The 14,433-nt window shown below is 49.5% G+C and carries 15 protein-coding genes and 1 riboswitch; of the genes, 4 read left to right on the top strand and 11 right to left on the bottom strand.

Annotation, left to right across the window (positions count from 1 at the left end; translation table 11 throughout):
- Nucleotides 1-17: 17 nt before the first annotated feature.
- The 4 genes from CJ260_RS13015 to CJ260_RS10665 are packed head-to-tail and all read right to left on the bottom strand — an operon-like array spanning nt 18 to nt 3,427.
- Complete coding sequence (locus CJ260_RS13015; protein WP_233127973.1) at nt 18-263, bottom strand: restriction endonuclease subunit S; 246 nt, start codon at nt 261-263, stop codon at nt 18-20.
- Nucleotides 264-313: 50 nt separating this feature from the next.
- Nucleotides 314-1,273: a restriction endonuclease subunit S gene (locus tag CJ260_RS10675; RefSeq protein ID WP_198947450.1), complete on the bottom strand. Its 960-nt coding sequence runs from the start codon at nt 1,271-1,273 to the stop codon at nt 314-316.
- Nucleotides 1,270-2,877 (bottom strand): type I restriction-modification system subunit M, encoded by a 1,608-nt coding sequence (locus CJ260_RS10670; RefSeq protein ID WP_095630172.1) that lies wholly within the window; start codon nt 2,875-2,877, stop codon nt 1,270-1,272. The genes CJ260_RS10675 and CJ260_RS10670 overlap by 4 nt, the downstream gene beginning before the upstream one ends.
- Nucleotides 2,855-3,427: a hypothetical protein gene (locus CJ260_RS10665; protein ID WP_095630171.1), complete on the bottom strand. Its 573-nt coding sequence runs from the start codon at nt 3,425-3,427 to the stop codon at nt 2,855-2,857. Before CJ260_RS10665 ends, CJ260_RS10670 begins: the two co-directional genes overlap by 23 nt.
- Before the next feature lie 50 nt (nt 3,428-3,477).
- Here CJ260_RS10665 and CJ260_RS13010 point away from each other — a divergent pair, with 50 nt between their 5' ends.
- Both CJ260_RS13010 and CJ260_RS10650 read left to right on the top strand, forming a co-directional pair.
- Nucleotides 3,478-4,602 (top strand): restriction endonuclease subunit S, encoded by a 1,125-nt coding sequence (locus CJ260_RS13010; protein ID WP_369831756.1) that lies wholly within the window; start codon nt 3,478-3,480, stop codon nt 4,600-4,602.
- Nucleotides 4,599-5,543, top strand: a complete 945-nt coding sequence (locus tag CJ260_RS10650; protein ID WP_095630170.1) for a site-specific integrase — start codon at nt 4,599-4,601, stop codon at nt 5,541-5,543. Before CJ260_RS13010 ends, CJ260_RS10650 begins: the two co-directional genes overlap by 4 nt.
- 207 nt (nt 5,544-5,750) lie before the next feature.
- Here the strand turns inward: CJ260_RS10650 and CJ260_RS10645 are convergent, their stop codons facing one another.
- The 7 genes from CJ260_RS10645 to CJ260_RS10620 all read right to left on the bottom strand — a co-directional run bounded on the left by CJ260_RS10645 (nt 5,751) and on the right by CJ260_RS10620 (nt 11,892).
- Nucleotides 5,751-6,575 carry an undecaprenyl-diphosphate phosphatase gene (locus tag CJ260_RS10645; RefSeq protein WP_095630169.1) on the bottom strand — a complete coding sequence of 275 codons (825 nt, stop codon included), beginning with the start codon at nt 6,573-6,575 and terminating at the stop codon, nt 5,751-5,753.
- Between the two features lie 26 nt (nt 6,576-6,601).
- On the bottom strand, nt 6,602-6,748 hold the full coding sequence (locus tag CJ260_RS13230) for a hypothetical protein (RefSeq protein ID WP_233127972.1): 147 nt from the start codon (nt 6,746-6,748) through the stop codon (nt 6,602-6,604).
- Nucleotides 6,749-6,814: 66 nt separating this feature from the next.
- Nucleotides 6,815-8,158 (bottom strand): glycosyltransferase family 39 protein, encoded by a 1,344-nt coding sequence (locus CJ260_RS10640; RefSeq protein WP_233127971.1) that lies wholly within the window; start codon nt 8,156-8,158, stop codon nt 6,815-6,817.
- Nucleotide 8,159: 1 nt separating this feature from the next.
- On the bottom strand, nt 8,160-9,092 hold the full coding sequence (locus tag CJ260_RS10635) for an NAD-dependent epimerase/dehydratase family protein (protein WP_095630168.1): 933 nt from the start codon (nt 9,090-9,092) through the stop codon (nt 8,160-8,162).
- Nucleotides 9,093-9,277: 185 nt separating this feature from the next.
- Nucleotides 9,278-9,694 (bottom strand): EamA family transporter, encoded by a 417-nt coding sequence (locus tag CJ260_RS10630; protein WP_233127970.1) that lies wholly within the window; start codon nt 9,692-9,694, stop codon nt 9,278-9,280.
- A 22-nt stretch (nt 9,695-9,716) separates the two neighbouring features.
- Entirely contained in the window at nt 9,717-10,406 is a 690-nt protein-coding gene (locus tag CJ260_RS10625; protein WP_095630167.1) for a response regulator transcription factor, read from the bottom strand.
- A complete protein-coding gene (locus CJ260_RS10620) occupies nt 10,384-11,892 on the bottom strand; it encodes a cell wall metabolism sensor histidine kinase WalK (protein ID WP_095630166.1) in 1,509 nt (502 codons plus the stop codon). Before CJ260_RS10620 ends, CJ260_RS10625 begins: the two co-directional genes overlap by 23 nt.
- Nucleotides 11,893-12,298: 406 nt before the next feature.
- Nucleotides 12,299-12,396, top strand: a riboswitch (SAM riboswitch).
- Nucleotides 12,397-12,491: 95 nt separating this feature from the next.
- On the opposite strand from CJ260_RS10620, the gene CJ260_RS10615 reads away from it, so the two are divergent.
- Entirely contained in the window at nt 12,492-13,535 is a 1,044-nt protein-coding gene (locus tag CJ260_RS10615) for a methionine ABC transporter ATP-binding protein (protein WP_087477462.1), read from the top strand.
- The gene (locus CJ260_RS10610; protein ID WP_087477463.1) at nt 13,516-14,169 is read left to right on the top strand and encodes a methionine ABC transporter permease; all 654 of its coding nucleotides are present in this window, start codon (nt 13,516-13,518) and stop codon (nt 14,167-14,169) included. The genes CJ260_RS10615 and CJ260_RS10610 overlap by 20 nt, the downstream gene beginning before the upstream one ends.
- Nucleotides 14,170-14,433 lie beyond the last annotated feature (264 nt).

Raw genomic sequence — 14,433 nt, 5'->3', positions numbered from 1 at the left:
GATAACGCCTCCTTGCGCTATACAAACATCTGTTGCAGCAGTGATTTTTTAATCGTTTTAAGTTGATCCAGCTTACGCTGATGAAGGGTAATGAGAGTGTCGAGTAATCTAAAATATTCTCCAACACATTTTTGTTCTTCAGGTGTTGGAACCGATATAGTAATTTCCATTACCTTATTTTTAGAAATGTTATATCGAGATATTCCTTGTGCCAACAGTGTTATTTTTTCTCTTACAGAGTTAGAGCGAAGCATGTAAGCCAAAAAATAATTATCAAATTTTTCTGTTGGGCGAAAACCAAAACAGAAGCTATTTAAATAGGTTTTCCATGTTTTTCAAGTAAAACAGACGTCATCCCAACTTCATCAGGTGTTTCCGATGAGGTCGTAAAAAACACATCTCCAACTTTAACCTCGTTTTGTTTCTGATCAATTTCTATTGGTTCTATCATATTAGGATTAGCAACTGGATTTGAAAAAACATTCATGTAAGTTATAAAACTAGCTTCTCCATGACCAAAATCTTCTTTTGTTTTTCCCGAAAGTCCTGTATACGTTTGTCCTATATCTCCTAACTTACGCTGTTCCCAAGCTTCCGTAAATCCAGCAAATCTGATCTCTGGAACAACCGAACCTTCTTTTGGGAACATTTTTTGCAGCAGACTTTTTTTCACTTTTTTGAGTGCGTCGCACTTACGCTGATGAAGGGTAATGAGATTGTCGAATTTTCGAAAATAATGGCTTATTTTCTGTTGCTCAATAAATTCAGGATATAGTAATTTAATTTTTTCTAAATCTGTATTATGTAGATGAACAACAGATTTCCCTTGAGCCATTTTAGTCATGTCTTTGTGAGGCTTTCCGTTTGAGATACTAATAGCTAAAAAAGCTGGATCTAAATTTTTAGAAGGTGTAATTATATTTAAATCTCCACCTAGCAATACACCTGACTTTTCAACAACAGAAGCTATTGAAATTTCATCGGATGTTTCGCCCGAGGCAGGTACAATGACTTCGCCTCCTTGACTGTAAACTGAATTTTCTTTCGGTTCTACATAAGTATCTACATTGGAGATTATGGTTTCATACTTAGTGTAAAGTCTACCGTACAAAATAATTGGTGTGCCTTTACTTTTTAGATCAGATTTTGAATAACCTATTCCCTTTGAAAATTGAGCTAAGTTTCCTAACTTACGCTGTTCCCAAGGTTCCGTAAATCCGGCAAATCGGATAGCCGGTACGCGCTTTTTTTCGTGCATTTCCTCCCCCATCATTCTGCCTCCTTGGAAAATAATGCCAATAATTGTTCTAATCCTGCCTGCCCTTCCGGCGTAGAAGCCGTCAATTCGCGCAATCCTTTCAATAATTCAGATTCTGCTTCGGCAATTTCCTTATCTGTTTGAATGATCTCTGCCGCTGCGGCACCCAGATCTATTTCCGGTTCTTCTTCAAAGGTATCGACGTAACGGGGAATATTTAAATTAAAGTCGTTTTGCTCGATTTCTTCAAACGTTGCCACATGAGCATGTTTATCCACGTCTTTTCGATTATGATACATGTCTACGATGGCGTTGATATGTTCTTCCGTCAGCGTATTCTGCTTCTTCCCCCGTTCAAATTCCTTCGACGCGTCGATAAATAAAACGTCCCGGCTCATGTCTTCGCCGCGGCTCTTTTTCAATACGACAATCGTCGTTGGTATAGACGTATTATAAAACAAGTTGGCCGGAAGGCCGATAACTGCGTATATCGCCCCGGCTTCCAACAGCTTCCTCCGAATCTTCCCTTCGGCCGCGCCGCGGAACAATACGCCGTGAGGCAGGACAATAGCCATGGTGCCCGTATTTTTTAAATGATAATAGCCGTGAAGCAAAAATGCGTAATCGGCCTTGGATTTCGGCGGCAGTACGCCGTAATCGCTGAACCTTGAATCGGTCAAAAATCCGGGACTTGCCGTCCATTTTTGCGAATAAGGCGGATTCATGACGACGCAGTGAAACATCGTTTCTTCGTCAGTTGGCCAGTCTGCATCAAGTGTATCGCCGTTGCGGAGGTGCTGATTGCTCGGGTTAATGCTGTGAAGGAACATATTCATACGGGCGAGATTGTATGTTGAAGTCATTAATTCCTGCCCATAATACTGTATGAAGTCAGGATAGTTCGAATATTTTTTCAAGCTCAGCAGCAGCGACGCCGACCCCATCGCCGGGTCGTATACCGTAAGTCCCGTTACGTTTTCCTGGCTGCTAATCGTGATTTTCGCTAATATCTCCGACACGGCTTTCGGCGTATAGAACTCCCCTGCCTTCTTCCCTGTTTCCGATGCGAATTGGCCGATCATGTATTCGTATGCGTCGCCTAATACGTCGCCCGAATAAGCCATCAAGTTTGCCTCGTTGATCTTTTTCAGCAGCTCGGCGACGGTCTGGCTCTGTTTCAAATCGCCCGTTCCCAGCCGCGGTGAATATAAATCGACGTCAGCAAACAGCTTATCAAATATAGGATCCGATTCTTGGATTTCATTAAAGCCTCTTTGCAGGTCTTCGCGCTGAAACTCATTTCCTTCTGCTTTGTCAGCCAACTTCGTATAGGTCACGTCAGGCTGAATACTGTACCGTATCTTTTCGCGTAATTCCTGCAAAAATTCATCATCACCATAAGCTTCTTCATACACGTGCTGCGCTTCAATCATCGTATTCGGCTTGCCGCCTTCGTATAAATCGTAAGCTTCCATCAACAACTTATCTGATAAATATTTATAAAATACAAACCCCAATAAATAGTCTTTATAATCGTTTGCATCCATTTTCGAACGCAGAATATCTGCTCCATCCCATAAAATCTGCCGTAATTCCTTACTGTTTTCCGTTATTGCCATATTCCATGACCTCCCTAGTTGTATTGCGAATGATTTGCAGTGTAAAACGAGTCCAATCGTCTTTCTGTTTATCCATTAACCCCTGCATATGTTTGAGATTTTTATATAGCTCTCCTATTTGCTGCTGCGTTTCTATAGGCGGTAGCCGCATTTCTAACTCGTCGATAAAGCGAGGCGTATACACCGACAAGTTTACATCTCTGTAATTTTGCCGCCTCACTTCGCCCGATTCATTGATCCAATAGCAAAAATACCAAGCGTCAAGCAGCTTCCCATCAAACTGGCATTTCACAAAATTTGAAGTTAACATCTTCCCTGCATTCGTCGGCGTAATAATAGCCGCCTGTTGTTTCATCAAGCTGATCACTACGTCGCCTATTTTAGTGAAAAAATCAGGCATATCTCTTTTTTTTGTCCTTTTTTTCGTTCCCAGTTGTGATAAATCCAATTCTATATCGGCGACAGTATATAGTAATCTGTTATCATACTTCTTTTTTATACGCGACGCATTCGGCCCTGATAAAAGCTGTACAACATCACTTACCTTCATAAGCCTCCTCCCCTATCTTTATCTAAGTACTTGAACTAAATTACACGTAAATCGTATCATATATTCACCAAATCGTCAATGTAATTCATTTCAATTACTTCAATCAAGTAATTTCTTGGGAACAGCGTAAGTTGGGAGATGAGTGTTTAGAAATAATTGCAGGAGGAGATGTAGATAAAATCAAGCTCAAAGAAAATGGTAAATATCCTGTGCTCGCAAATGCACTCAGTGATAAAGGTATTGTTGGATATTATGATGATTATTATCGCGTCAAAGCTCCTGCAGTTACAGTCACTGGTAGAGGTGATGTTGGACATGCTCAAGCAAGAAAAGTCAATTTTACACCTGTTGTGCGCCTTTTATCATTGACATCAAAGCATGATGTTGATTTTCTTGCTGAAGCTATAAATCAAAAAGATACTATTTTAGAATCAACAGGAATACCCCAGTTAACCGTTCCTAAACTTGCAAGTTATCGCATTTATTTTCCTCCAACATTTGATGAAGAATTACGAATAGGCAAATATTTTTCAACACTTGACAACCTCATCACCCTTCATCAGCGTAAGTATTTTAACGCTATGAATATCAAAAAAATAGCATTATTAAAATTTTTCTCAACACTATCCCATGAGATATATAGGCAATTTACAAATTCTTGGGAACAGCGTAAGGCGAAAGAACTTTTTGTAGCAACAGCGGATAAAGGGCATCCAGAATTACCCGTTTTATCTGCCACACAAGACAGGGGCATGATACGACGTGATGAAAATAGCATTAACGTATACCATGATAAGAAAAACGAAGCTGGATATAAGAGGGTATTGCCTGGACAATTTGTTATTCATCTTCGTTCCTTTCAAGGAGGTTTTGCTCACTCTACAATAGAGGGTATAACGTCGCCTGCATACACGGTTTTTGATTTTTCTGACACGACTAAACATGATTCTGAATACTGGAAACATGTATTTACCTCTAAAGAGTTTATCCAGCGTTTAGAAACAGTTACTTATGGTATCCGTGACGGCCGAAGTATTAGTTATAATGAATTTTTAACAATGGAATTTATATATCCCAGTAAAAAAGAGCAAACTGAAATTGCTAGATATTTAAATGGCCTTGACACTCTTATCACCCTTCATCAGCATGAAAATTTGAAAGGAGGCTTATTATGACAACGACTTTCATCACAACAAAAAGAACCGATTTATTCCATCAGTATTATTCAAATTGGTTGATTATTTACAAGGAAGGCTCTATCCGGGACGTTACGATGAAAAAGTATCGTCTTACCGAATCGTGGCTAAAAAAACTAGCTCCCGATCTGCGCATCGTCGATTTAGACCGCATTGCTTACCAAAAATTAATCAACGATTATGCAGAAAATCACGAACGGCAAACAACGATGGATTTTCATCATCAATTAAAAGGAGCCATTATCGACGCCTTAGACGAAGGATTGATCGACCGGGATCCTACGCGCAAAGTCATCATCAAAGGCAAACCGCCGTCCCAGAAAAAAGCAAAATATTTAAGCCGATACGAATTGCAAAAATTGTTGGCGCAACTCAAATTGACTGAACAGCTGACTATGGATTGGCTTATTTTGCTCGTTGCCAAAACGGGACTGCGCTTTTCCGAAGCCCTAGCCGTCACGCCGAAAGATTTTGATTTTCTCCACCAAACCTTATCGATTGATAAAACTTGGAATTATAAAGGCGAAGGAGGATTTCTGCCAACTAAAAACCGTTCGTCTATTCGCAAAATCAAATTAGACTGGCAAACGGTCATCCAATTTTTCACGTTAATAAAAAATTTACCTCCTCAAAAACCTATTTTTGTACCGCCGAAAAAGAAAATATACAATTCAACAGTCAACGATATTTTGGAACGGCACTGCATTAAAGCCGACATTCCCATTATTTCCATGCATGGCTTGCGTCATACCCATGCGTCTCTCTTATTATTTTCCGACGTGTCCGTCGCCAGTGTCGCGCGACGTTTAGGCCACTCCAGCATTAACACGACGCAGCGTACGTATCTTCATATCATACGGGAATTAGAAAGTAAAGATATTGATTTGATTATGCGTTCGTTATCCAGCTTATTAAGTTAGCCTACAATAAACTAGGTTTGTAGGCTGAAATAGTATCTGATTGAATCATAAATCAAGAGCTGACGCAGAAGAAGATTGTTCTTCTTCTGCGTCAGCCCCATTCTAATTGCAAAAAAACAAGACCTTGCCCTCGCGAGCACGGCCTTGCAATTTTTCTCTATTTGATTCGCGTTGATTTGCGTTCTTTTATGTATCTGCCGTATCGTATCACCCAAAGAAATACACGGCGGCCAAGGCGGCGATGATAAAGCGGTAGACGGCGAAGGTGGTCAGCGTCGAGCGATTCAGGAAGTTCAGGAACCAGTAGACCGACGCGTAGGACACGGCGAAGGCGACGAAGAAGCCGATGGTAATCATGTCGAAGTCGTTGTCCGTCAGGACGTACATGTTTTTCAGCAAGTCGTAGAAGCAGGCGGCCAACATAACCGGCACGGCCATGATAAAGGAAAAGTCTGCCGCCGCCTTACGGCCGACGCCGAGGAACAGGCCTCCGGAGATGGTCGAGCCGGAACGGGAAAAGCCCGGCCACAGGGCAAGGATCTGAAACAGGCCGATACCGAAGGACTGGGCGACGGTGAGCTTGTCCACATTGTCGCACAGCGTTTTGCCATGGGCTTTTTCAGCTGCCATCATGAATACGCCGCCGGCGACGAGTCCGACGAGGACCGTTTCTACGGAAAACAAATAGGTCTTAATGAAGTGATGAAGCAAATACCCGACGGGCAGGACGGGGACTGCACCGGCGGCGATGTGAACCAGCGTCAGACCCGTATCGGAGCGCCGCCAGTTTTCCCGCCGCAGCAAGGGCCGCCAGCCATTAAAATGCAGCATGGTCAGGATTTTTTCCTTATATATGACCGCCACGGCCATGATGGCTCCCAGCTGGATAAAGACTTCGAACACACCGGCCCGCAGGCCGTCGTAGCCCAGCAGATGGCCGACGAGGACCATGTGGCCCGTCGACGACACGGGCAGGAATTCCGTCGCCCCTTCGACGATGCCCAGGATGACGGCGATGAGATAATCATACATAACAGCAGCCTCTTTTCTCTCGGATATTATTGGTTTTCATAGATGAGCCAGCGGCCGGCCTTTTTCACGCCGACCCAGGTTCCGGGAATGCCGGCTTTGTGGAAGTTGGCGTCTTCGTTTTCATGGACCAGAAGCACTACGTGGTCGTGCTGCGCCAAGTCTTCGATTGCCATGAAGGGCATGATGTTCTTGGCATTCCAGTTGATGCCGCCGGGAAGGGCGTCTTCTATTTCATCGGCTCATTTCAGCCGCTTGGCGTCATAGCCGGAGTAATAGGCCAGCGATACGGGATAGCGCCCGCCGTAGACGGCGACGCAGGTACGGCCGTCGGCTATGCGCTGTACGGCCTGAGCCGCGTCATAAGCCGACGCGTCGCGGCACAGGGGTACGGCGACGAAGAGGGTCACGATCAGATAGAAGGCGACACCAACCGTCGTCATGACGGCGACGAGGCACTCATGGTGGCGCAGGTACGCAGCAAAGGCGATGGGAATCATGTACGGGAACGTATAGGTCATGTATTTCGTAGCCATGCACTGGTAAAAGACGAAGACGACGACGGCCCAGGTCACGAGGAATTGTTCCTTCATGGACAGGGAATCTGCCATGCGGTGCAGGCCGGCAAAGCCTCCCGTTCTCAAACAAGCTCTCAGCTTATGAAATGGCTTATATTTCTTTACAGCCAGAGGCAGCGTGAATACCCAGGGAAAGAAGCCTAACAGGAATACAACTGTATAATAATACCACACGTTGTCCTTGGGATGCTCCGACACGGTAGCCCGCAGGGCGTTGTGGACGCCGATAAACTGGCTAATGAAATCGCCGCCGTGCATCATGTACATGGGTACGTACCACAAGCCGGCGATGACGAAGAACAGCAGCAGCCCCGATCCCAGCTTGATGTGCAGGAAAACAGATTTGAAATCTCTCCGCCATAGTAAAAACAGGACGATAATCAGCCCCGGCAGGACGAGGCCTACAGGCCCTTTCGTCAGGACGGCCAGGGCGGCGCAGGCATAGGCTCCATAATACAGGCGCGGCCGCCCTTCGCTGTAGGCGAGATAAAACAGCATGAGCGTCGCTGAAAAGAAGACGAACAGGGTCATGTCCGTAATGACGGCGTGGGAAAGGTAGAAGTATTCCAGCGACGTCACGAGAACCAGGGCCGCGACGAAGCCCGTCTTTTTGTCATACAGGCGCGACGCAAAGGCGTACGCCATGACGACGCCGACGAGGCCGAAGACGGACGGGAAAAAGCGGGCGGCGAATTCCGTCGTACCGAACAGGGAAAAGGCGGCCATGAGCTCCCAGTAAAACAAGACGGGTTTGTCGTACCAGTAATTGCCGAAAATGCGCGGTGAGACGTAGTCGCCTGACTGCAGCATTTCCATCGCCGTCAGGGCGTAGTTCGACTCGACGGGGTCGGTAACCTTGATCAGGGCGTTGCCCGTAAAGAAGACGAGGACGGCCGCAGCCAGCAAAACCGGAACGTAGCCTACGTCGGCCAGCAGCCGCTGAAGCAGGTTCTGCGCCGTCGGCGCGGAGGTCAGCATTTGTTTTTTACAGCGATTCAGGCATTCCATGTTATATTCCTCCCTGCTCCGCGGCGTACTGGTACATCATGGCGATGCCGTCTTCCAGTTTCATGTACGGCTCCCAGCCCAGAAGGCGGCGGGCTTTTTCATTGGATAATACGGAGCGGTAAATGTCGCCCTTTCGCGTCCTGGCAAAATTCGGCGTCAGCTCTTTTCCCGACGCCCGGCGCAGCTCAGCCAACACGTCCAGGAGCGACGCTTCCCGCCCCGTGCTCAGGTGATATACTTCGTCAGCATGCTCCGTCGTCAAGGCGCAGATGATGCCGTTGGCAATATCGCCGACGTAGATGTAATCCCGCGACTGGCTGCCGTCGCCGTAGACCGTAATGTCCAGGTCGCAGGCCGCCCGTTTGGCGAATACGTTGACGACGCCGCCTTCGCCGCTGACTTCGGCCCGTTCGCCGTAGACGTTGGCAAAGCGCAGGACAACGTATTCCAGTCCGTACCACTTATGATACAGGCGCAGGTACGACTCGATGGTCGCCTTGCTCAGGCCGTAAAAGGACAAGGGCGACAGCCGATAGTCTTCCGACAAGGGCAGGTCTGTTTCCGTCGGGTCGCCGTATACGGCTGCCGACGAAGCGAAGACGACGCGCTGCACGCCGGTCTTGCGGGCGCATTCCAATACGTTGACCGTGCCCATGATATTGTCCCTCGTGTCGCCATAGGGATCCTTGATGGACACGTCGACGCGGGTCTGGGCCGCCAGATGGACAACAGCTTGCAACCGCCCTCTGTCCATGACGTCCAGCAGCATCGGGCTGTTGATATCCAGGCAGACGAAGCCGGCTCCTTCGGGCACGTTCGTCCGCAGGCCGCCGCGCAGATCGTCGACGACGAGGACGTCGTGTCCCATAGACAGCAGCTTGCGTACGAGATGCGAACCAATAAATCCGGCGCCGCCGGTGACGAGTATGTTCATAATGCTCCCTCTTTCTCCTAATGTTTAAGTCTTTATCATTTGACCCAAGTATAGGGAGAAAAATTAAACAAAGTTTGAACGAACAGCTACGAAAGCATAAACAGAGGGTAAAGAAATTTTCCGGAACATAAACGCAAAAAACTGCCGCGCCGAAGCGCGACAGTTCTCACATACGCCATATACAGTTATAGTACCATGAGCAGCGTCCCTATGGTGATGAGGACTGCGCCGCCGACGACTTTTAACGTCGCCGTTTCGTGAAACAGGATGAAGGCCAGGAGCAGGGTAATGACGACGCTCAGCTTGTCGATGGGCACGACCTTGGACACGTCGCCCAGCTGCAACGCCTTGTAGTAGCAAAGCCACGACGCCCCCGTCGCCAGGCCCGACAGGATGAGAAAGAGCCAGCCCTTCCGGCTGATGCCGCCGAAACCGTCCCAGTTTCCCGTCAAGGAGACCATGCCGAAGGCCATGACTAAGGCCACAGCCGTCCGGATAGCCGTCGCCACATGGGAATTCACGCCTTCGACGCCGATTTTTGCCAAAATAGTCGTCAGCGCCGCAAATACAGCTGATCCCAGAGCTAACAGCGCCCACATCATTCTTCATCTCCCTTTCGGCCTATCATCGCGAGCGGAACCGATAGCCTGCGCCCCACACCGTTTCGATATACTGCGGCTTAGCCGAATCCGTTTCTATCTTGTCGCGGATGCGGTTCACGTGGACCGATACGGTCGCCGTCTCGCCCAGGGATTCTGCGCCCCAGACGCGGTCAAAGAGCGTCTCCTTGCTGAATACCATGTCGGGATTTTTCGCCAGGAACAAGAGGAGCTCAAACTCCTTATTGGCCAGCGCTACTTCCTTACCGGCTATGAAAACCCGCCGCGCCGACTCGTCGATTTCCAGGTCGCCGTACTGGAGGACGCTTTTCGACGTCTCCCGGGCCGTCAGCCTGTCGTAGCGGGCCAGGTGGGCTTTGACGCGGGCGACGAGTTCGTTGGGGCTGAAGGGCTTGACGATGTAGTCGTCCGCACCCAGCCCCAGGCCCCGTATCTTGTCGATGTCTTCCTGCTTGGCCGACACGAGGAGGACGGGGATATTTTTATGCTCCCGGATATGGCGGCAAATCTGAAAGCCGTCCTGGCCGGGCAGCATGATGTCCAGCAAAATCAAATCGAAGGGCTGCCGCAGGGCCTGCTCCTGCCCCTTGATGCCGTCGGTCTCGATGGACACGGCGAAGCCGTTGGCTTCCAGATAATCCTTTTCCAACTCGGCAATGCCTTTATCGTCTTCAATGATCAATATGTATTTCATCGTCAGTTCCTTCCTTCCGTATAGGCAATTCGATACAAATGGTCAGTCCCTTGGGCTGGGTCTGCTCGGCCCAGATCTTCCCTTTCATTTCATCGATGATCTGCTTGGCTACGGCCAGGCCCAGGCCGCTTCCCTTGGCCACGTTGCTGCGGGCCTTGTCGGTCCGGTAAAACGAATCAAACAGCTTGGGCAGGTCGTCTTCGCCTACGCCGCGGCCGTCGTCGGCAAAGGTCAGCCGCACGGCGTCGTCTCCGGCAGCATCCAGGGATATGGTCAAATGGCCTTCGTCGCCGTCTTTATATTTTACGCTGTTGCCGATGATATTTTCCACGACCCGCTGGAAATGGGTCCGGTCCATCGATACGACTGCCGTATCCACAGACGCCGTATAGGAAATATCCAGCCCTTGTCTGCGGAAATGTTCGGCCTGCTCGCTCGTATAATCTTCCAAGTAGCCACAGAGATCTACGTTTTCCCAGCAGAATTCCACCTGTCCCAGGTCAAACTTGGAAAAGAGGAACAGCGTCCGCACCAGGCGGGTCATCATCTTCGACGTGTCGATTATCATGGCCAGGTAATGGCCGCGCTTTTCCGGCGTATTGGCAATGCCGTCGCGCAGGCCGCTGGCGTAGCCTTCGATGCGGGTCAGAGGCGTCGCCAGGTCGTGGGAAATGCCGGCGATGAGCTCCTTGCGGTTCTTGTCGTAGGCATCTCTCATTTCCCGCGATGCCTTCAGTTCCCGGCGCATCGTCTCAAAGGCCCGGCAGGTCTGGCTGATTTCGTCGTTTCCGTCGGCGACGACGGGGTGGTCCAGATTGCCTCGGCTGATGTCTTCGGCGATGTTCCGCATCTCCTCTACGGGCCGGACGATTTGCCGGGCCAGCAGGCGCGCTAAGAAAAGCCCTACGGCAATCGTCACGAGGACCGCTAATACGGCTAAGACGACAAAGGCGACCTTCACGATATTCTTCGAGCTGAGGTCCCAAATGCCGCCGTGCTTGCGCAGTTGTACCGGCCCGATGACGGCTACGGCTACGCCCGTCTCAGGCGACGTATAATGGAAGGCGATGCCTTCGTCCGACCAGTTGAGGGCCGCGCCGCTGCCCGGGCTGCGCCGGTACGCCTCGCCGATCGTCGCCCAGGGATCAGTATACTCCGTCGCATACAGGATTCGTCCTTGCTGGGAAATCGCTACGGTAAGGCCCTGATCCTCCAAGTGGTCGCTCGTCTGCATGAGCCGGCCCATGCCTCCGGTATACCAGTCGGCGCGGACACAGAGGCGGCTCAGCTCAAACTGCACCGATAAGGTCGGGCCATTGCTCTCCGGCCAGAGAAAGGAAATGGCCGCCGCCCTGTTGATGTTGCCGAAGTGGAGGCCTAAAAAAATAGCGATGCTGACGACGAGAGTAAAGGCCACGGGAATGGCTATCATGACAAAGTTAGACAACAGCAATCGTTTTCCAATAGGTATATCTCTCAGGTTCATCTGTCCTTCTCCCCGCTTTCCTGCCGCATGACGCGCCTTGTCTTTTATTATACCACGCCGCCGCAGATATCTTGATGCGTTCGCAAATATATTCATTACTATGCAGTGTATGCGGAAAAGATAAACAAAAATTAAACGAAGGAAAAATTCTTCATAAAACCTCCGTGCCCTTGTCTTTTCTGCAGCAGGCATCCGATTGATGGGCTTAATACATTTAAAATGCAACTATATTTTTAGAAAAATATTCCGATTTTCCTGTGTATATTCTGCAATTTTACGAAAATCCCAGGCCACAGGCCGCGCCTATTTCTTTTGTTTTCTTATTATTTTACACGGCGAGATACCTCTTGCATTTGACAACACCCGTTCCTTAGTGATAATATGTTAAGCAACAACCAAATATACAAGTTCATCCAGAGCAGCTGAGGGACTGGCCCCATGACGCTGCGGCAACCCCCGTCAGGGAAGGTGCCAATTCCAACGGAGTATTCCGGCAGATGAAGCAACATACACGAAGTACCGAGCCGTCATCTGTTGACGGCTTTTTTTAGTTGTACTGCCACCGGGTTGAACTCGTACTGAATCAAGGAGTTGATATTGTGATAAAACTGGAAAACATTACCAAAACCTACGACGGCAAGGCCCAGGTCCACGCCCTCAAAGGCGTCAACCTGACCATTGAAGACGGCGAAATCTTCGGCATTATCGGTAAGAGCGGCGCCGGCAAATCGACCCTCGTCCGCTGCATCAACATGCTCGAACGGCCGACGAGTGGCAACGTCATCATCGACGAAAAGAACCTGACCAACATGACCGACGCCCAGCTGCGGGCGGAACGCAAGCACATCGGCATGATATTCCAGCATTTCAACCTGCTTTCGTCGCGGACGGTCTTCGACAACATCGCCTTCCCGCTGGAGCTCATCGGCGCGTCGAAGGAAGCCATCCAGAAAAAAGTCGCCGACCTTTTGGAATTAGTCGGCCTGACGGACCGGCAGTTCAACTACCCGGCCCAGCTGTCGGGCGGCCAGAAGCAGCGCGTCGGCATCGCCCGGGCTCTGGCCAGCGACCCGAACATCCTCCTGTGCGACGAAGCCACGTCGGCCCTGGATCCGCAGACGACGAAATCCATCCTCGAGCTGCTCAAGGACATTAACCAGCGCCTGGGCATTACCATTGTCATCATCACCCACGAAATGGCAGTCATCAAGGAAATCTGCAACCGCGTTGCCGTCATTGAGGGCGGCGTCATCAAGGAAGCAGGCCGCGTCGTCGACGTCTTTACCAATCCCCAGTCCCAGACGATGAAGGACTTCGTCAAATCGGTCATCAACATGGAACTGCCCGCAGGCATCGCCAAGATGGGCATTACGGATCAGCCTGCGCCGGGCTACGATATGCTCGTCCGCCTGCGCTTCAAGGGAGCGGCTACGAACGAACCCGTCGTCGCATCGGTCGTACAACGCTTCCACACCTACGTCAGCGTGCTCTACGGCAATATCGACTACATTCAGGACGAACCTTTCGGCTATCTCATCGTCGTCATTATGGGTTCTATGGAACAACAGGCAAAAGCATTTGAATATATCAAAGAATTACCTATTGGAAGCGAGGTTTTAGGATATGTCCCAAGAAATCATTAATTTAATGCTCCAAGGCATTCAGGAAACTGTTTTCATGGTCGCCGTCGCGACGATCATCGCCGCCATCATCGGTATTCCCCTCGGCATTACGCTGGTCACGACCAGCCGGGGCCATATTTTGGAAAACCGCTTTATCAATCAGATACTGGGCACCATCGTCAACATCATCCGCTCGATTCCCTTTATCATCCTCATGGTCGCCATCATTCCTCTGACCCGCATCATCGCCGGCACGTCCATCGGCACGACGGCAGCCTGCGTGCCCCTGACCATCGTGGCCATTCCCTTTTTGAGCCGCCTCGTCGAAACGTCTATCCGCGACGTCGATTTCGGCCTCGTCGAAGCCGCTGAATCCATGGGAGCCACGCCCTTCCAGATCATCCGCAAGGTCCTCATTCCCGAAGCCCTGCCGACGATCATCAACAACATTACGGTCCTCATCGTCAACCTCATCGGCGCTTCGGCCATGGCCGGCGCAATCGGCGGCGGCGGCCTCGGCGACATCGCTATCCGCTACGGCTACCAGCGCTTCCGCGCCGACGTCATGCTGGCGACGATCATCATCCTCATCGTAGGCGTCAACCTCATCCAGGCCTGCGGCGACTTCGCCTCGCGCAAGAAAAATAAAAAATAAGTAGATACGATATAACCCAGACCGCAGCAGAACCTGCCATGGTCTGGGTTATGTTATACAGGTTAGTGTAAAATAATTGTGGGAAAACTTTACTGCACAAAAGTGAAGAACATATAAAAAGAGAAGGAACTTCTTTGGTATAATGAAATCACCACAATCTCACGCAAAGGAGTCCTTCTCATGAACATTATACAACAGATTCTTTCTCTCAGTACAGACTTTTTCAACACAAATATGGAATCGTTAGTAACGGGCCAGGCGTCC

The sequence above is a fragment of the Megasphaera sp. ASD88 genome, from assembly GCF_002287425.1.
GTDB classification, from domain to species: Bacteria; Bacillota; Negativicutes; order Veillonellales; family Megasphaeraceae; genus Megasphaera; species Megasphaera stantonii.
This window is presented reverse-complemented; position numbering and strand designations above follow the sequence as displayed.